The sequence below is a fragment of the Candidatus Saccharimonadales bacterium genome (genome assembly GCA_039928925.1).
Taxonomy (GTDB): Bacteria; Patescibacteriota; Saccharimonadia; order Saccharimonadales; family Saccharimonadaceae; genus UBA6022.
Window position 1 is genome coordinate 12957 of the sequence record JBDSSF010000003.1, and the last position, 17848, is coordinate 30804.

Consider the following 17848-nt stretch of genomic DNA (forward strand, 5'->3'; position numbering starts at 1 on the left):
CATGCCAACTTTCGCTTACGTAGCATATAATACTCAGAACAAATCAGTCTCAGGATCCGTTGAGGCTGCCGACCGAGCAAGCGTTCTCGCTGCACTCTCGAAGCAAGGTTTGCGACCAATAAGTGTTATTGAAGGCAGTAGTGCAAAAGCTAAATTTGCGATTGGCTCGTTACTTGGCGGCAACAAAGTCAAAAGTAATGATATTGTCATGTTTACGCGTCAGCTCAGTGCCATGGTTAGCGCAGGCGTACCACTGCTTCGATCACTATCATCACTTGCGGGTCACACAGAAAGTGCTCCACTTAAAAAACTACTTATGAGTGTCATTAAAGATGTTGAAGGTGGGGCAGCACTTGGTGACTCACTGGCAAAATTCCCAAATACCTTTTCAGACGTATACGTAAATATGGTACGTGCCGGCGAGGCAGCAGGTATTTTAGATGAAATTCTAAAACGCCTTGCGATTCAACAAGAGAAGAGTGCCACAATTCGAAAAAAAGTGAAAAGTGCTATGACTTATCCAACTGTATTGATAGTAATAACAGTTGTCGCCTTCTTCGGTCTTATGCTTTTTGTCATTCCTCAAATTGGTAAAATCCTTCTTGACCTAGGAGGTGCTGACGCGAAACTTCCAGGTCTTACTGTTGGTATGCTTGCGATCAGTAGTTTCATGACAAATTACTGGTTTATTGTGTTCCCAGTTATATTCGGTATCATTTATGCTCTTCTTCGGTATATCAAAACACCAAAGGGTAAGGGGCAATTCCACGCGCTTATTCTAAAAATACCTGGTATTAAAACAATTATAGTAAAGCTCGCTGTCGCACGATTTGCGCGAACATTTTCAGCGCTTATGGGCGCAGGAGTGCCAGTTCTCGAGGCACTTCGCGTTACCTCGCGCGCTGTTGGTAATATGGTCTACGAAAAGTCACTTATGGATGCGGCGGAGCAAGTTAAAAACGGAGTCCAATTATCAACGATTATTGAAAAAAACAAACTATTCCCAGCAATTGTTGCTCAGATGCTTTCTGTTGGTGAAGAGACGGGTCAGACTGACGTCGTTCTCCTTAAAGTTGCCGATTTCTATGAAGAAGAAGTTGATGTAGCGATTGATGGTATCAGTTCTATTATCGAACCTGTCATGATTGTCATCATGGGCTCAATGGTTGGGTTGATTGCCGCCAGTGTTATGGGCCCAATTGCTGGGCTTGCTCAGAACATCAAAGGTTAGTGTTTTTTAAAATGCTCATGGTATACTATTAATAGATACACGAGTGGGCATCAATGGCAAAATTATTTTATCACGACAAACCAATCATAGGGCTTGATATCAGTCAAACTGGTATTAAAGTCATGTCTGTTGATCCAAAAAAATGGTTAGTGCTCGGCTACGGATCAGTAGATCTTGATCCAGCTAAAATGCAAAAGTCTCTTGAAACGAATGATGGATATTTATCAGAGAATATTACCTCTCTTCTTCACGATAAACTTGTCGGTGAGCTAGGCAGCACCCATGTTACTATCGGTATCCCAACGAGCCGTACATTCTCTAGGACATTCATGTTACCGGCAAAATCAGAAAATACTCTATCTGATGCGATTCAGGTAGAAGTTGACCAGTACATCCCAATCCCCTTTTCTTCACTTTACGTTGACTACGAAATTATTGAACGTGATAAAGAAAACCTGACTGTTGTCATGTGTGCAGTTCCAAAAGTTCTGGTTGATAGCTGCGTTTCCGCAGTTGAATCTGTTGGTCTACGACCGACAATGATTGAGCCAGGTATCAATGCTATCGCAAGGGTTCTTGAAACAACCGAAGACGGTCACCTTACGACACTCATAGTAGACATTGGCTCTGCTGGTACGGATATTGCAGTACTAGATAAAGGTGCAATCCGAGTTACAGGTGGTATCGGCGTTGGGGGAAATACATTCACACTTGATATAGCAAAAAAACTTAGCATTACGCTCGAAAATGCTCATCAGCTTAAAGTACTCAATGGCTTAAGTGCTGGCCCACGTCAAGCGAAAATCACAGCAGCCTTGCAGCCAAACCTACAGCGTATCATTACTGAAACCCGTAAGGTTATGCGCTACTACGATGAGCGTCTCAATAATGATCGGAAAATTGAGCAGGTTCTCGTTGTTGGCGGCGGCAGTAACGTCCCCGGTATCGGAGATTACTTTACGAACGAACTTGTTATGGCAGCTCGCATAGCAAGTCCGTGGCAAAAGCTTGATTTCGGAAAATTGCCTCAACCCAATAAGCAATTTCGCCCACGCTATATTAGCGTAGCGGGACTAGCCATTATTGATCAAAAAGAGATTTGGAAATGATTAACCTTTTACCATTACAAAATAAAAAAGATATCCAGGCAGGCCGAACAAACTTACTGCTTGTTCGATATAACATACTTCTTGTTGGTGCGCTGCTCTTCGCACTCGCAGCTGTTGGCGTGCTCTATTTCTACCTTTCAAGTGCAAAAGCAAGTGCAGAGCAGACGATATCTGATAATAAATCAAAGGTTGGTGAATATGCGGTCATTGAAACACAAGCAAGTGCGTTTCGGTCTCACCTCGTAACAGCCAAGCAAATTCTCGATCAGGAAGTTGTCTATACAAAAATAATTCTTCAAATTTCTCGCCTTGTACCTCCAGGAGTTGTCATTGATAACCTTTCTCTGGATCCAAAGACATTTGGTACTGCCAGTGTTATAACAGCTCATTGTAAAACAGCGAGTGACGCGACTGCACTAAAAGAGTCGTTCCAAAATACAACTCTATTTTCTAATGTCCACTTCGAGAACCTTTCATCAACAATAGGAGATACAACGGGCTATCCATTTACTGTTAGCCTTAACGTTACACTGAATAAGGCAGGTATCCAATAATGAAAAATAAACTTACCGCAGTTTCATTCCGCCTTTTACTCTCAATTCTAATGTTTGTTACTATGAGCATTATTATTGCTGTTGTCTTTTTTGGCAACTCACAGTTAAAAGAATACGCCGCCCAGGTTAGCCAGGTAACAAGTGATGCAGATGCGAGTCGAAATAGCCTACAAACTTTACAAAAAGTTAAGCAGGAACTTGATAGTCAGAAAGACATCGTTGACCGAGCAGCAAGTATTGTGGCTGACTCTAAGGGGTATCAATACCAAGACCAAATCATTAAAGATCTCAATGGTTATGCGGCGGCCTCTGGAATCACTATTACAGACTTCTCATTTACTACTGCGGCAACAACTCCTAGCGCTGCAACACCCGCCGGTGCACCCGCGCCTGCAGGTGTAAAGTCTACCTCTGCGTCAATTACACTAAAGACACCAATCAACTACGTTAGTCTATTGCAGTTTATCCATTCAATTGAGCAAAACCTGACTAAAATGCAAATATCCCGTATCAGTTTATCAAAAGGTGAAAAAAATGATGAAATCAGAACAGACGGTCTTGAAATACAGGTATATATAAATTAAATTATTATGAATATATCACTCGCATCAATCAAGCTCATAATTGTACGCATCCTTAGACGATTCCACGCAATTATTTTTGTGCTCGTCGTACTGGGTGGGCTCATATATATCGTGTTTAATCTTAATGATATCTTGAGTAGCTCAACCCAGGCTGTCGCCCCAGCAGGCAACACACTTAATGCGACATTCGATCAAAAGACGATTGATCGAATTGAAAAGCTACGAACAAGTACCGACAAAGCTTCAGAACTTGACCTCTCAACTGGCCGTACTAATCCGTTTGTTGAGTAGCAATGAAAAAACGGTTATACTAATACTATGCTACTACAGGGATCACGACTTAATGATGTGTCTGTCATGGGTCTCCAGACCGGAACAGAACTTGCCCGAACAACACGTCCCATCATCAATCCTGACACTTTAGAGATTCTTGCTTACGAAGTCCGCGGACCGCTTCTTGACATGCACCCATCACTACTAAGAGTTATCGATGTTCGTGAGTTTAGTGATATTGGGCTCATAGTTGATTCGAGTGATGAATTTATTGCGACGACTGATGTTATTAAACTTGAAAAAGTGTACGAGCTAAATTTCATCCTTGTAGGAATGAGCGTAGTTGACCAGCATAAACGAAAACTAGGTAAAGTAACAGATTTCACACTTGAAAGTGGCTCTTTCGTTATTCAGCAACTAAATGTAAAACGTCCTCTCCTAAAAAGTCTTGGCGACACAGAACTACTCATTAATCGAACTCAAATTATCGAGATTACTAATCGTGCTATCGTCGTAAGATCAGGTGAAAAAAAGCTTGAGCCAATCATTGAGGCGGTTCGAACGAACTATGTTAATCCTTTTAGAAGTCAATCGCCCACTCCAGAGCATATTGATAAAAATTAGTCATCTGTCTCTAGCGCATGCTTAATATCATCATAGCTAAATCCTTGACGAGCTAAATACTGCATTAGCTTTTGATCATCAGGATAGCGTTTTCGTTTTTTAGCAATTATTTTTAAAATTTCAGTATCATCAGATCGATCACTTTCGCTTAGTAGTCTTTCGATAATACTGCGGTCAACGCCTTTAGCCCCCAGCTCTGCTTGAAGCTTCCTCTGGCTTGATCCCTTAGTAAGACTACGGTTCTCAACCCAGTAGCGAGCAAACCTTTCATCATCTATATAGCCTTTATCGGCTAGTCTAGTAAATACCCGATCTGTAACTTCAGTCGTAATACCCTTTTTTATCTCACCTGTTTTCGTACGACTATCACGAGTTTTGCGGTACAAATAGTCACGAACTTCGCGTGCACTGTGAAGCCTCATTAAACTATAGTCTAGAGCCCTCGCGTAGACTTTGCCGAAGACACTTTCCTGCTCTAGAGTAGTCAACTCTTCATCACTATATTCTTTTCCGACTTTTATTCCTAAATCGGCATATTGAAAGATGTCGAGTGAAAAACGATACACTCCATCAACCATAATATTAATACGGTATTTATCTTTTTTTTGCGGTGTAATTGCAGTAATTTTCATATTAAAACTTACCCGCAACGAATTTCGATTATCTTAAGCTGCTTCGACTTCAGCAACTTTGGCACGTACTTTTTTATCAATTTCACTTAGTACTTCTGGATTTTCTTTGAGGTACTTTTTAGTTGCTTCGCGGCCTTGACCAATTTTAGCGTCGTTATAATCGAACCATGCTCCAGACTTACCAACAATGCCATGAATAACAGCAAGATCTAGAACATCGCCTGTCTTTGAGATTCCCTCATTATACATGATGTCAAACTCGGCAACGCGAAAAGGAGGAGCAATCTTGTTTTTAACAATCTTCACTTTCGTGCGGTTACCAACTATCTCTTCACCTTCTTTGATTTGGCCAGTACGACGAATGTCTAAGCGCACAGATGCGTAAAACTTAAGTGCATTTCCACCCGTTGTTGTTTCTGGATTTCCAAACATAACACCAATTTTCATACGGATTTGGTTGATGAAAATGACAGTTGTTTTACTTTTACTTATAATACCTGTAAGTTTACGAAGTGCCTGACTCATAAGACGAGCTTGAAGACCCATGTGGCTATCACCCATGTCACCATCAATTTCGGCCTGAGGCACAAGTGCTGCGACTGAGTCGACGACGACAAGATCAACAGCATTTGAGCGTACAAGTGTTTCTGCTATCTCAAGAGCTTGCTCGCCGTTATCTGGCTGAGATACGAGTAGATTGTCTGTATCAACGCCTAAGCGACGTGCATATGCTGGATCAAGTGCATGTTCTGCATCGATAAATGCAGCCGTACCGCCCAATTTTTGAACTTCTGCGATGGCATGAAGAGTCAGCGTTGTCTTACCTGATGATTCTGGGCCATAGATCTCCAAAATACGACCCTTAGGATAACCTCCACCGAGCGCTAAGTCGAGACTAAGTGCTCCAGAAGAAATCAATTCAACATCTACTTTATGTGCATCCCCGAGCTTCATAATAGAACCAGCGCCAAATTGGCTGGTGATTTGATCCATTGCAAGTCCGAGTGCTTTTAGCTTACCTTCATTCGTGGTGGATTTTTCTGCCATCTCCGGTTTTTCGGATTTCTTCGCCATAAGTATATCTCCCCTCACTTATTCTCTCTATATTATACTGGTGATACTAAAAATTTGCTATAATAATAGACAATGAGAAAACAACAAGGCTTTACTGTTATCGAAATTATCATCGTTATTGTCTTCTTAGGGGCCGCAACAGTTGTACTCTTAATGCAACGTGCTAACCTTGCCTCTTCCCAACGCGATGACCAGCGAAAAATTGCTATTAATGCAATGTATTACAGTCTCGAAGAGGTTTTCTACACGAAGAATGGTTATTATCCAACAAAAATAGATAGTGCAACGCTTCGTTCAGTTGATCCAGATCTTTTCACAGATCCAAATGGCGTCAAAATCGGCGATCCAAAATCAAATTATCGTTACGATGGTGAAAACTGTGATGGCGATAAGTGTAAAGCCTACACGCTACGTGCTGATCTTGAGCATGAAGATGACTACGTTAAAACAAATCGTACAAGATAAAGCTTAGCGTTAGCGCTCGATCGGGCGACCGTTTTTAAAAGCTTCAACGGCATTATTCAAAAGCGCAATCTGATTCTTAGGACTCGAAACGTAGCTAAATCGATAAGTTGTTTCATCACCTTGTGTTGAGAGACGAATGGAACCATAATCAAACATTGTCTGAATTATACCTAGTTGCTTATAACTGGCATCTTCAATATTTTCTAGACTAACCGTTTGCTCATTATGAGAAAATAACGTGAGCTGTATCTCCTGTATTACACTTTCGTTTGTAAGAAAGAACTTATTATTTCGATAGACCCATACGGCTATGTATCCACCTATACAAAGTAGCGCAAGAACAAGAAGACCAATGAGCATGACGATATCATAACTTGGAAGTGCTGTAGGACCGCCGACCGAATTAATGATCATTGGATATGAGATTAAGACAGCAATGATAACAACTACTAGAAAAATAACGACAGCTACAGGAATCAGTAGGCCAATTGGATGACGACGGACTGCACTAATAACATATTCTGATTCACTCAGATTAAGAAATGGATATAGCTTAACAGATTCATCGTGTTTTGCCTTTAACGATGCGCTGATCTCGGGCATAACAGGATCGACAGCACGAGACATATGAACCGTCTGTGGATCTGCTGCAGCCTGAACAGGCGGATGGGCGTAGAGAGGACGTCCCTGAGCATCATATGCAACAGGTTGCTCAGGATCTACTGGATCAGTTGGTGCTGGAGGAGTTTGATCGGGATTCATAGTGTTATTATAGCAACTTTACTCAGTTTCAGGTGTTATTTTGCCTAAGTGCCTATACGCCTTAGGCGTGACACGTCTACCGCGTGGTGTACGCTCAATAAAACCAATCTGTAAAAGATATGGCTCATAAAAGTCCTCGATGGTTGTGGCTTCATCACCAGTAAGAGCAGACATTGTGTTAAGACCGACTGGATTTGTACCGTAATTATCAATCACACTCGTAAGCAGTCGACGGTCGGCAGGATCGAGGCCTAGCTCATCAATCTCAAGCATATCCAGAGCTTTTGTAGTAGTTACAGTATCAATTATGCCGTCACCATTTACATCAGCATAGTCACGTACTCGCTTTAATAAGCGGTTTGCAATACGTGGCGTTAAGCGTGCTCTTGTTGAAAGAATCGCAGCCGACTCGGGTTCAATTGGACTCTCTAAGATTTTACTTGCTCTGGTAATAATTTGACCGATTTCATCTGGTGTGTAGAATTCTAAACGATAAATGTGGCCAAAACGATCACGTAAAGGCGCTGCGAGTGCACCAGTTCTCGTTGTAGCGCCAATGACCGTGAACTTTGGTAGATCAAGTCGCACGCTACGCGCTGCTGGACCTTTCCCGATAACAATATCCAATTTATAATCTTCCATCGCACTATAGAGTACTTCTTCAACAGCTCGACTCAGTCGATGAATCTCATCAATGAATAGGATGTCACCGTCTGTAAGATTTGTCAGAATACTTGCAAGATCACCTGCTCGTTCAATTGCAGGACCGGCAGTCACGCGAATATTTGAGCCCATTTCGTTGGCAATCACTGTTGCCATTGTTGTTTTTCCAAGTCCCGGAGGACCATAAAGCAGGACGTGATCCATTGGTTCTTCACGCATTTTGGCTGCATCAATCGCTAGCTTTAAATTCATTTTTAGTCGCTCTTGACCGGTGTATTCAGCAAAACTCTGCGGACGCAAAGTCACTTCAATTTGCGCTTCATCGGCATCATCATCCGGTGCGCTAGTATTTATGATTCGTTCAATTGCCATATATCTATTTTTAGTATAACAGATGTTATCTATGCTTTGAGCGCCTCAGTTACACGCTGAGCTGTCGACAACTCAGTTGAGACACCTTCAAGTGATTTACTTGCATCAGCCAAGTTATAACCTAGCGCCATTAGTGCTTCAAGTGCCTCATCACTATGAGAAATTTGCTGTGAGAGACCAAACTCACTCACATTTGTTCTAATCGCAAGACCGACCTTATCGGATAAATCGACGACAACGCGTTCGGCTGTTTTTTTACCAACGCCACTTGCTTTTGTAATAAACACGCTGTCACCATTTGCGATGGTATTACGTACAACCTCAGCATCACCGAGAGATAAAATAGCTAGTGCTGCTTTAGGTCCAACACCCTGAACTGTAATAAGTAATTCAAATAATTTCTTCGCCGCAAGACTAGTAAAGCCAAATAGCTCTTGCGACTGTTCGCGAATGTGGTGATGGGTATAGAATTTAACGGATTCATTTAATAGCGTATGCTCATAGTCACCCAGGGCAACAGATATCTCATAGCCAACACCATGGACATCAACAATAATAGATGAGTTAAACTTTTCAGCGACAGTACCTTGAACGTGTGCAATCATTGTACTAGTATATCAGCTCTCTCGTCGACCGGTGGTAACACTGGCTTGATCCAAAGCTTTTTGCATCCCCTCCCTGGTCGCTTCAACAACTTCACCCGGTTTTACAAATTGATCAGTGATTGGCATACCGACAACTACTTCAGCTTTTTTTGCACTGTCGCCATAATAACTAATTCCGATTGGTAAAATAGCAGTTTCACGATTCCGTTTGCGTGCACGCGTAACAATATGCCCTATACCAGGCTTGAAATCCATAAGTAAGGTTGGATCTTGAGTGTGATTTGTTCTTTCGGGGAAAATCGCCATGTGCCTTCCCTGTTCGATGCGCTTTACGCTAGCCTCTACAACAGCTGCTGCTGTTCTTGCATTCCCACCCTCTTTTTCACGGAATGTCGGTATTCCGCCAAAACCATCAATGATCTGTCGTATGCCAACAATTTTAAAGAGAGAAGCTTTCGCCAAGATATCCGTGTGTCCGACTAATGGATTAAGTGCTGGACTCTCTGATGCAGCACCTGAAAGCTGATAATGATCGTTGTTTGTTACATGATTAGCTGCTAGTACGAGGCTTAGTTCATCTTCTTCAAGTAATCTTCGTATTTCTTTCTCGGCTCCAGTTTCAAATGAGACATGAGGTTTGAAAATTTTATTGATAAGAGCGTAGCCAAACTTTGCAAAGCGAACACTTTGCTCATGTTGGACATAATAATCATATAATTCATTTATTTTTTCAGTAGATGTAGGAACTTCGGAATTTACTTTAGGTCGTCTCATGGTATAAGTATACACCCTAACTATTTAGTAGGGACTCGCGTCATAAAAGCACACATTATTGCAGCTGCAAGTGCATCGGCGCAGTCGTCAGGTTTTGGCACTTCGCTTAGGCCAAGTTGTATGCGTACCATTTCCTGCATCTGTTTTTTTGTCGCACGCCCATAGCCTGTCATTGTCTGCTTAATTTGTAGTGGCGTGTACTCTTCTATTGTTAAGTTTGCCTGTTTTCCAGTTAACATTGCAACGCCACGTGCATGAGAGACGCTCATCGCAGTTGTAACATTCTGAGCAAAAAATAGCTGCTCTATTGCCATCATTTGTGGCTTTGTCTCATTGATAATCTCAGTGAGACCGTTGTAAATTTCTTCGAGGCGATCGGGTAGGGGAGTGTGAGCTGGAGTCGTGATTACACCAGCCGTTACAAGAGTAGTTTTACCTTTTATAATATCTATGACACCAAAGCCTAAAATACCCGTTCCTGGATCGATACCTATAATTCTCATACTGACCTCATTCTAACATGTAGGTATTAATAGCCTGTGAAGTAGTCCGTTTTTACAGAACGTGCACCCAGACTTTTTGCGATTGTTTTTGTATGATTTACCATAATTGGCGGACCCGAGATATAGACTTGCCTTTCTTTAATATCAGGAATAGATGTATCCATTATTTCATGAGTAATGTAAGGAGACTTTATGTAGGCTATATCACTATACGTCTGAACTTCGTCTGGTGTTACGATAATTATCTTAACACCACTACCTCTCAGTAGGTCTAGATATGCAATTTCCTGTATAGATGATGCACTGTAGAGCAGCGTAATATCCCGAGACTGCTTGTCATGAATGAGCTGTCTAACATAACTAACAAAAGGCGTGATGCCAATTCCTCCAGCTATCCATAGTAGTGGTACCTTTAAGTCACCTGGAAGTATGAAATCACCACTAATCTTTGTTGCAGAGACGTAGGCATTAGCAGGTAAGTTAAATAGTGTCTTTTTAAAGCTACTATGACGCTCGGGAATTTTAATACCAAACCTTATATCATCATCGGATGGGCTTGATGTAATTGTAAACATACGACGCTGGCCACGACTATCCGGTTTTTCATGCGGTAATGTTAACTCCATATACTGTCCTGCTATGTGTATGGGCATTGGTCCAATACTCTTAAGAACGAATTCATATGATGTTGGGGTAAGTTGTAGCTTCTCAGCAAAGCTCATCTTAACTGCCCTACGTGTTCCCCATGCAAATGCAACTATATTACCAATGATCAGGGCCAGTTGCGGTGTCATGGATACACTACCAATAGTTATTGATGTACTAAATAAAATGGCGACAATACTAACAACGGTTAACTGCTGCCAGCGTCGCGGTGGTAATGTTAGAGGTTCACTTAACATAACACCGGCGAAGTAAATGACTGGCCACGATGTAAAGACTGTAACGATCGCAGTTCCAATAGAATCACCTGCCATAATATTGTGAATCGTAATTAATCCTACGGCTATTAATAGGAACAGGCCACCTAACTTCAGATGTCGTGTTTTATAAAGTATGAGTAGGCTAACAACTACCGTTACTGGTAGTAGTGCGGGACTTGCTACCCACCATATAACATATCCAACACCAGATAGAGTCGCAAAAAGCGCGCCAACACCTGCTGGATTAAATATATGTCTTCCACGGAATGTTAGAATATATTTTGAAGCAGTTGCCACAACTGCAATCAAGATGAGTGGGGCTACATCAGCGATGCTAGATAACGGTGCAAGGATAAGTGCCAGTATAAGGCCTGTAATAATTGCCGACTCACCCTGCGGACGAATACCAAATATCAAGCCAAATAGCTTATTTGAACCATAGGATGAACCAACGAGCAAGAGGGAAGTCAGTAGCAAAGAAATGGGGGAGTAGGGTAGGTAGCCAATAAGTCCAAGCAAAAGTGATGTCGCTAAAAGTACCAAAAGTGATAATGTTAGCAACCTGTACATAGTTACTTTGCCCAATAAATTATCGAGCCAATCTTTCATGTAAATAATTCCCCTTTTAAATCTTGTGAGTACTCTACTGTACCATTAGCATACATCTGAACGTACTGAAATTGCCAATTAGAGAGTAATTCCTTGGCTGGTACAAAAAATAGTGCAGTTGCTAAGCCGTCGGCAATCATTGTTGTTTCAGCAATCACCCATGTCGCAACAATTTCTCGAACCGGCTGGTTACGCGTTGGATCAATAATATGATGCCAATCCCCCCATTGACGACGATTACTAGCAGAAGCACAGAGACTAGCATTTTGTAACACTACCTTACCGATTACTTCCGTGCTATTATTTGGATTTTCAAATCCAACTTGCTGCTCATCATCACCCCGATGACGTATGTCACCGCTAGCATCAATGACATAATTTTTTATATTATTGTTTTCTAGTACTTTCCCAATCATATCTACCGCATAGCCTTTGCCTGCTGCCCCGATATCGAGGACTATAGGCCTGCTGGTAGTAACAGTTGTTCCCTGCCACTTCATAACATCATCCCAGTCTGGGGTTACCTCAAGTGATTGGGGCTTTAGAGAATATTCCTTATCATACCCAGCTTGCTCCAGTACTCGTCCAATAAGCGGCGTTACCCTACCGCCTGAAATCTCATATAGCTTTTTATAAAACGGGATAATATCGATCGCTGAATCCGGAAACTCAAATACACCAACCTCTCTTGCCAGCTGCCGAACCAAAGATTCGTCACGAAACCGCGAATAGATACTATCAAAATCATCCAGTGACGTACAAATCACTTGTTTTAACTTTTGAGTTAATTCTATGTCTGTTTCAATTAACCAGTTAGTCCCAAGCGCAGTGAGCGTATAGCTAGGCCTTAGCATCTTGCTTAATCATATCAAGTGCATCATTAAAACCATTTGATGTTAGCGATGATCCAGCAACTCGGGAGAGGCTTATCGAATTAACGCTTTTGCCGACGACTGCTGACTTAAATTCAGAAGCAAATTGGGACTGATAATACTCGGAATCCCTATTGTTTGCATTTTGACTCACCGTTACATCTGTAACAACATTGCCTGAAATAGTGGCACTCACACTGATAGATTCTGTGCCACCAGGAGTTTCATAGCTACCAGTCACTTGATAGGAACCATCTTTATATGAAGATGTGCTTGTCGTAGAACTCGGTGTTGTATTTGATTGACTGGCGCTCGCTGTAGTTGAGCTATTGTTTATAGCTACGCTGTCACTGTTTGCGCCACTTTTACCGAAATATACAATTCCTGCCGTTACTCCAGCGAGCACGACGACGACGATAATCGTTATTAATGTTTGATTTACCTGCCTAGGCTGATCCAATTATTTTCTCCTACATAAATGTCAATTACTATTCATTGTATACTAAATGAATCAGTTGAGAATAAACTGATAAAGTAGGCTATTCTGACAAAATACTTAAATTTTATTCAGGTAAATCAGCAGTAATGTCGGCATTTGTATGCACATTCATGACATCATCGAGATCATCAAGCGCATCAAGAAGCTTAAGTAGTTTTTGAGCTGTCTCTGTATCACTAATCTCAATTGTAGTATTTGGAATGTATTGGAGTTCTGCATCCTTAACCGTTAATCCACTTTCAATCAGTGCCGTACGAACTTTAGCAAGATCTTTTTGCTCAGTGTAAACAGTGATCTCACCATCTTCTTCAATAGCATCTTCAGCACCAGCGTCAAGAATTGTAAGTAAAGCTTCCTCGCCTGTTGCTTCAACTTGAATGACGCCTTTTCGTGTAAACTGAAACATGACACTTCCAGCATCTGCCATTCGACCACCATTTTTCGTGATTGCACTTTTTACTTCAGGTAATGTTCTGTTGCGATTATCCGTTGCCGTCTCGACAATAATACCGACACCGCCATGGCCATAGCCTTCATAGGTCAATTCTTCCATAACTGCAGCATTTTTATCACTGACACGGTCAATGGCACGCTGAATATTATTATTAGGCATATTTGCCTGTTTTGCTTTTTCAATTGCAAGAGCAAGTGATGAGTTCATTGTTGGATCTGCGCCACCGCGCGCTGCAATAGCAATAAGATTACCTAGTTTTGTGAATATTGCTCCGCGCTTAGCATCTTTTGCACCTTTTTCACGTTTAATTGTTGACCATTTACTGTGTCCAGACATAAAGAATCTCCGTGTTACGTCGGTATGTTTTCTCTATTATAACAGATATAGGGCGTTACTCCATAGCTCCAGATCTATACGTATACTTAACTATACAAAGAAGCTTAATGAGGATACTATTAGAAATATGGCACCAAGTGACTTCCTGAAGTTGCTAGCTCCCCTCGTAAGCTCAAGGTATGCCCATGCAAATAAAGACGCACTTTGTAATGAAGCAACGCGATGATCATGTGTGAAATAGTTGATAACACATAACGTTATAAAAAGTGATAACAAGAAATTTGGTAACTGAATAATTGCCCATTTCCCATTTTTATCTTTAAAAAATAGTTTGAATTTATTTACCAATCTCGATTGATTCATAATCCAAGTATAATGCAAACTGTCTACAACTTAGCTTTATTTGAAAAGCTGGTGATTTAAACTATTATCTACTTTTCTTCTTCATCTTCAGCGGTGGAAAATGCAAGAGTTGAACTTGATACCGCGCTTAGCCCACGTACCGTACGTAGTAAAATACGCATAAAACTTACGTCGTCATGATTAGTATCTAAATCTGTATTGTCATCCATATTTTTATATACCTTTTTTGTTTTATTGGTTATATAAATGTATTTTAGCATAACCGGTATAATTTGTCAATGTAAAGCCTTCATCCTGTTCGCAATTTTATACGTGTGTTAGGGTTCATATCTATTAATACAAAAAGACACCCATCTTTCGATGAGTGACTTTTCTTGGTGAAGCTGCTGAGACTTGAACTCAGGACACCCTGCTTAAAAGGCAGGTGCTCTAACCAGCTGAGCTACAGCTCCACATTGTTCGTTATAAAACATAACTAACCATACAAAGATATCATTTCAAGGGGTAGTTTGTCAATCTTTATAGACATGAATAATTGACATATTTATTATAATATGCTAATATTATTTTACTACTACCTCTCTGGAAGTGGGCTGTCACGGCAGTACAACCGTGAATGTTCTTGAGTAGGAGGAAGGCAGATGCCTTTCATTGAAGTTAGCTTCGACGAGCGCATGTTCGAAGAGGAGAAGTTCATCGAGCAGTATCAGATACCACGAATCGCGTTGATCGATGAGATAATCTTCGCTGTCGCTGAGAACCTGAGCTTCGCCATGGAAGATGGAACCCGCAACCATGTCGTACCAGAAGATTTCAGCGTCCGGGTCTATGAGATCGACTCAGATGCAGGAGAACGTCAAGCAAAGGACGTGGAAATCAAGATCGAGGCGATCGGATTTCCCGACCGCATGGCAAATCGCCAAGGTAAGTCACACAGCATACGTGAGTACTTGGAAGGAAACTTCCCCGGTATCACGTTCGGTGTCTGGCTCGATCTCAAGCCGGATGCAGTTTGGTCCTCGGACTGATATCCCTTCAAGAACCGAGCCGCCCGGTAGTAGACAGGAGTCTGCTCATCGGAGCGGCTCTTGTCACATCTATATATTTTAGTGTTTCGAGTGATCCGTATGCTTGGGTGTTTTAGTAGCAAGTACGTCGAAGATAGCCAGAATCAATGCTGCTGTAATAATTATTATTTTATACTCTACAAAAAACGTATATACTTGCTGCCCTACGCCATCAATAACTAATGCCGATCCAAGTGGCTCAAGCAAAAGAGCAGTTGCAAGCATTGCAAACGCAGCTGCACCAATAATCCTCTGAAGTGGTTGCCTGTATGTAGGACCACTAAATAGTAAAATAACTGCCGGCAGAAGAATGAGCGAAGCCGCAACAACACTTTTTAGTGGTGGTGCAATTAATATAACTCCTGCTCGTTCAATAATTGGCGTTAGGTCCCCTACCCATAACGTACTGAGCATGCCACCCGCTGCAAGTGCTAGGCCAAGAACACCAAATCGACGTTTCGTAAAATAGGCTGTCGCGAATAGTACGGCAATAATTATGATAAATATAATAACAAAACTCATAGACCAAAACCTTCCTTTTTTGTTTCATCAAACGTAGCGACACCATCTACCTTAATAGCTTTTTGCATAGCAGTCCCTGCTGGTAATTCTACCACGTAGCGCGCTTCCTTATTAGGTGTAAATATTGTATAGGGATAGCTATCGGGTGGCGCATTTGTAACGATATAAACTACTTTTTTATCCTTATCAAGCCAAACAATATCTATCGGATAATTCATATCCTTCATCCATATTGGCCACTTTCTATCACTATCGAATACGAAAAGCAGTGCTTGGTTGGAGCGGAGATCTGTCGTACCCGAGAGCCCCTTCTCACGCAATGCTTCAGTGTTTGCAATCTGAGACGTGTATATACCATCCCCAATACGTATTGTTGTGTGGGGTTGTAGTTGAGGCCACACGATATATAGAGCCGCAAGACCGACAAGCAACAAGATAAATATAATCATTACCCACGATAGTGATTTCTTTTCCGTGTTCATTCGTGACCTACCATAAACACTATTATAGCAGGTAGATTACTCTTACTTTTTATGCGCCAACTTTGTCTTTTTTGTTGCGACGCTTAGCATTAATTTCGATGTACTCGATAATTTTTGTTGCGATATCACGTCCTGTGACAAGTTCTGGTGTTTTAATACTTGCTGACGAGTTAACCTCTAAAACGAGTGGTCCTCGCTCACTGCGCATCATATCGACGCCACACATTTGAAGACCCATAGCACGTGCAGCTTTAATAGCAGTCTTTGTCTCTTCTTCAGTTAGCTTAACAGTTGATCCGATACCTCCCTGGTGAGTATTGCTGCGGAAATCATCGTCAAGACTTTGTCGCTTCACACTAGCAACGACACGACTACCGACAACAAGTGCACGTATGTCAGTACCGGCAGATTCTTTAATAAATTCCTGAACCATAAAGTTTACACCTTCAACATAAAAAGCCTGCATAACTGCTTTTGCAGCTTTTGGAGTCTCAGCAAGTACGACTCCATTGCCGTGCGTACCACGAGCCACTTTAATAATAAGTGGCGTTCCACCTGCAAGTTCTACGACATCTTCAAAGTTTGCTGTTTCACGCGCAATAACTGTTTTTGGGATTCCTACACCAGAACGTGCAAGAATTTGATAAGCACGCAACTTATCTCGTGAACGATTAATAGCAAGAGAGGTTGCGACAGTAAATGCACCTTGAGCCTCGAATTGACGAACAACAGCCGTACCATACTTTGTATACGACTGAGCAATTCGTGGAATAATTGCATCGAAGTTATCAAGTGATCGGCCCTTATAACGAATGACTGGTTTATCTTTCTCGATAGAAACATAGCAGAGCGCATAATTAATCACTTGAACCTCATGCCCGCGTGCTCGTGCTACCTCTTTAAGACGTTTTGTCGTGTAATTTGCGCTGCCCTTGGAAAGAATTGCTATTTTCATGCATCTCTCCCTTCTTCCTCGTCCTGAGGAAAATCAATGTTATATTGTCTTTTAAGCGTAAGACGATCAAGGCTCGTTTCAGAAGAATCCACCAGGAAACGGTGATTAAGTAATTTGCGACCAATTAATATCGGATAAATTTTCTTTGAGCGATCAGCAAGAGTAAATCGCGCTTGAAAAACTTTTGGCCCCAACTTAACCTTAAGTCGTACTTCGAATCGTTCTTCTTCATGGCCAAAAGAATTTGAAACAGTCACTTTCGTAAAATCTGTTGTCGTAAGATGTTTCGACATATTCCCACAAACAGGATGCCCGCCCAAAAGATCAAAGTGAAGCTCGCCGTCAGTAACGGTAATGTTTGATGCGTGTACCGCAGAACGATATGCACCGGTATCTGTTTTGGCTGGAACATTCGATGCATCGGTATCAAGAAAACTAAGCACTTCAGAGCGCCCAATAATTACTTTGTGGAAATCGTATTTTGAAGCCATGGTTTTATTATGAATGAGTTTGTAATTTAATAAAAGACTTGATTATACTA

Annotated in this window: 25 protein-coding genes and 1 tRNA gene; 8 read left to right on the forward strand and 18 right to left on the reverse strand. The window is 41.5% G+C overall.

What is annotated here, in order from left to right; translation table 11 throughout:
- The first annotated feature begins 1 nt into the window (after position 1).
- From ABIS22_02340 to ABIS22_02365, 6 genes are read left to right on the forward strand one after another with little or no spacing between them, the layout of a single operon-like run.
- On the forward strand, positions 2-1231 hold the full coding sequence (locus ABIS22_02340) for a type II secretion system F family protein (GenBank protein ID MEO7740730.1): 1230 nt from the start codon (positions 2-4) through the stop codon (positions 1229-1231).
- Between the two features lie 53 nt (positions 1232-1284).
- Complete coding sequence (gene pilM, locus ABIS22_02345) at positions 1285-2340, forward strand: pilus assembly protein PilM (protein MEO7740731.1); 1056 nt, start codon at positions 1285-1287, stop codon at positions 2338-2340.
- Positions 2337-2894: a hypothetical protein gene (locus ABIS22_02350; GenBank protein ID MEO7740732.1), complete on the forward strand. Its 558-nt coding sequence runs from the start codon at positions 2337-2339 to the stop codon at positions 2892-2894. Before pilM ends, ABIS22_02350 begins: the two co-directional genes overlap by 4 nt.
- Positions 2894-3478, forward strand: coding sequence for a hypothetical protein (locus ABIS22_02355; GenBank protein ID MEO7740733.1), 585 nt, complete (start codon positions 2894-2896; stop codon positions 3476-3478). Before ABIS22_02350 ends, ABIS22_02355 begins: the two co-directional genes overlap by 1 nt.
- A gap of 6 nt (positions 3479-3484) precedes the next feature.
- Positions 3485-3769, forward strand: coding sequence for a hypothetical protein (locus ABIS22_02360; GenBank protein ID MEO7740734.1), 285 nt, complete (start codon positions 3485-3487; stop codon positions 3767-3769).
- 27 nt (positions 3770-3796) lie between these two features.
- Positions 3797-4375 carry a hypothetical protein gene (locus ABIS22_02365; GenBank protein ID MEO7740735.1) on the forward strand — a complete coding sequence of 193 codons (579 nt, stop codon included), beginning with the start codon at positions 3797-3799 and terminating at the stop codon, positions 4373-4375.
- Here the strand turns inward: ABIS22_02365 and ABIS22_02370 are convergent.
- Together ABIS22_02370 and recA are read right to left on the reverse strand one after the other, a co-directional pair.
- On the reverse strand, positions 4372-5007 hold the full coding sequence (locus tag ABIS22_02370; protein ID MEO7740736.1) for a RecX family transcriptional regulator: 636 nt from the start codon (positions 5005-5007) through the stop codon (positions 4372-4374). The genes ABIS22_02365 and ABIS22_02370 overlap by 4 nt on opposite strands.
- A gap of 33 nt (positions 5008-5040) precedes the next feature.
- Positions 5041-6081 carry a recombinase RecA gene (gene recA, locus ABIS22_02375; protein MEO7740737.1) on the reverse strand — a complete coding sequence of 347 codons (1041 nt, stop codon included), beginning with the start codon at positions 6079-6081 and terminating at the stop codon, positions 5041-5043.
- A 72-nt stretch (positions 6082-6153) separates the two neighbouring features.
- Here recA and ABIS22_02380 point away from each other — a divergent pair, with 72 nt between their 5' ends.
- Entirely contained in the window at positions 6154-6546 is a 393-nt protein-coding gene (locus ABIS22_02380) for a hypothetical protein (GenBank protein MEO7740738.1), read from the forward strand.
- Positions 6547-6555: 9 nt separating this feature from the next.
- Here ABIS22_02380 and ABIS22_02385 read toward each other — a convergent pair whose 3' ends face one another.
- The 12 genes from ABIS22_02385 to ABIS22_02440 form a co-directional block, all read right to left on the reverse strand.
- Positions 6556-7308: a PH domain-containing protein gene (locus ABIS22_02385; GenBank protein MEO7740739.1), complete on the reverse strand. Its 753-nt coding sequence runs from the start codon at positions 7306-7308 to the stop codon at positions 6556-6558.
- 18 nt (positions 7309-7326) lie between these two features.
- Complete coding sequence (gene ruvB, locus ABIS22_02390; GenBank protein MEO7740740.1) at positions 7327-8343, reverse strand: Holliday junction branch migration DNA helicase RuvB; 1017 nt, start codon at positions 8341-8343, stop codon at positions 7327-7329.
- Between the two features lie 29 nt (positions 8344-8372).
- Positions 8373-8948 (reverse strand): Holliday junction branch migration protein RuvA, encoded by a 576-nt coding sequence (gene ruvA / locus ABIS22_02395; GenBank protein MEO7740741.1) that lies wholly within the window; start codon positions 8946-8948, stop codon positions 8373-8375.
- 12 nt (positions 8949-8960) lie between these two features.
- Positions 8961-9722: a 1-acyl-sn-glycerol-3-phosphate acyltransferase gene (locus ABIS22_02400; protein MEO7740742.1), complete on the reverse strand. Its 762-nt coding sequence runs from the start codon at positions 9720-9722 to the stop codon at positions 8961-8963.
- A 20-nt stretch (positions 9723-9742) separates the two neighbouring features.
- Positions 9743-10225 (reverse strand): crossover junction endodeoxyribonuclease RuvC, encoded by a 483-nt coding sequence (gene ruvC, locus ABIS22_02405; protein MEO7740743.1) that lies wholly within the window; start codon positions 10223-10225, stop codon positions 9743-9745.
- 26 nt (positions 10226-10251) lie between these two features.
- Positions 10252-11757 carry an FAD-dependent oxidoreductase gene (locus tag ABIS22_02410; protein ID MEO7740744.1) on the reverse strand — a complete coding sequence of 502 codons (1506 nt, stop codon included), beginning with the start codon at positions 11755-11757 and terminating at the stop codon, positions 10252-10254.
- Positions 11754-12611, reverse strand: coding sequence for an FAD:protein FMN transferase (locus ABIS22_02415; protein ID MEO7740745.1), 858 nt, complete (start codon positions 12609-12611; stop codon positions 11754-11756). The genes ABIS22_02410 and ABIS22_02415 overlap by 4 nt, the downstream gene beginning before the upstream one ends.
- Positions 12598-13089, reverse strand: coding sequence for a hypothetical protein (locus tag ABIS22_02420; protein ID MEO7740746.1), 492 nt, complete (start codon positions 13087-13089; stop codon positions 12598-12600). Before ABIS22_02420 ends, ABIS22_02415 begins: the two co-directional genes overlap by 14 nt.
- 103 nt (positions 13090-13192) lie before the next feature.
- Positions 13193-13918 carry a YebC/PmpR family DNA-binding transcriptional regulator gene (locus ABIS22_02425; GenBank protein ID MEO7740747.1) on the reverse strand — a complete coding sequence of 242 codons (726 nt, stop codon included), beginning with the start codon at positions 13916-13918 and terminating at the stop codon, positions 13193-13195.
- A gap of 90 nt (positions 13919-14008) precedes the next feature.
- Complete coding sequence (locus tag ABIS22_02430) at positions 14009-14281, reverse strand: hypothetical protein (GenBank protein MEO7740748.1); 273 nt, start codon at positions 14279-14281, stop codon at positions 14009-14011.
- 68 nt (positions 14282-14349) lie between these two features.
- Complete coding sequence (locus ABIS22_02435) at positions 14350-14490, reverse strand: hypothetical protein (protein ID MEO7740749.1); 141 nt, start codon at positions 14488-14490, stop codon at positions 14350-14352.
- A gap of 166 nt (positions 14491-14656) precedes the next feature.
- Positions 14657-14733, reverse strand: a tRNA-Lys gene (locus ABIS22_02440).
- Between the two features lie 189 nt (positions 14734-14922).
- On the opposite strand from ABIS22_02440, the gene ABIS22_02445 reads away from it, so the two are divergent.
- A complete protein-coding gene (locus tag ABIS22_02445; protein ID MEO7740750.1) occupies positions 14923-15309 on the forward strand; it encodes a hypothetical protein in 387 nt (128 codons plus the stop codon).
- Positions 15310-15387: 78 nt separating this feature from the next.
- Here ABIS22_02445 and ABIS22_02450 read toward each other — a convergent pair whose 3' ends face one another.
- Genes ABIS22_02450 through ABIS22_02465 form a run of 4 tightly spaced genes read right to left on the reverse strand, consistent with a single transcriptional unit; the run spans position 15388 to position 17798 of the window.
- Positions 15388-15870 (reverse strand): hypothetical protein, encoded by a 483-nt coding sequence (locus tag ABIS22_02450; protein ID MEO7740751.1) that lies wholly within the window; start codon positions 15868-15870, stop codon positions 15388-15390.
- On the reverse strand, positions 15867-16352 hold the full coding sequence (locus ABIS22_02455) for a DUF192 domain-containing protein (GenBank protein ID MEO7740752.1): 486 nt from the start codon (positions 16350-16352) through the stop codon (positions 15867-15869). The genes ABIS22_02450 and ABIS22_02455 overlap by 4 nt, the downstream gene beginning before the upstream one ends.
- A 49-nt stretch (positions 16353-16401) precedes the next feature.
- On the reverse strand, positions 16402-17307 hold the full coding sequence (locus ABIS22_02460; protein MEO7740753.1) for a RimK family alpha-L-glutamate ligase: 906 nt from the start codon (positions 17305-17307) through the stop codon (positions 16402-16404).
- Complete coding sequence (locus ABIS22_02465) at positions 17304-17798, reverse strand: RimK/LysX family protein (protein MEO7740754.1); 495 nt, start codon at positions 17796-17798, stop codon at positions 17304-17306. The genes ABIS22_02460 and ABIS22_02465 overlap by 4 nt, the downstream gene beginning before the upstream one ends.
- Between the last annotated feature and the right edge of the window lie 50 nt (positions 17799-17848).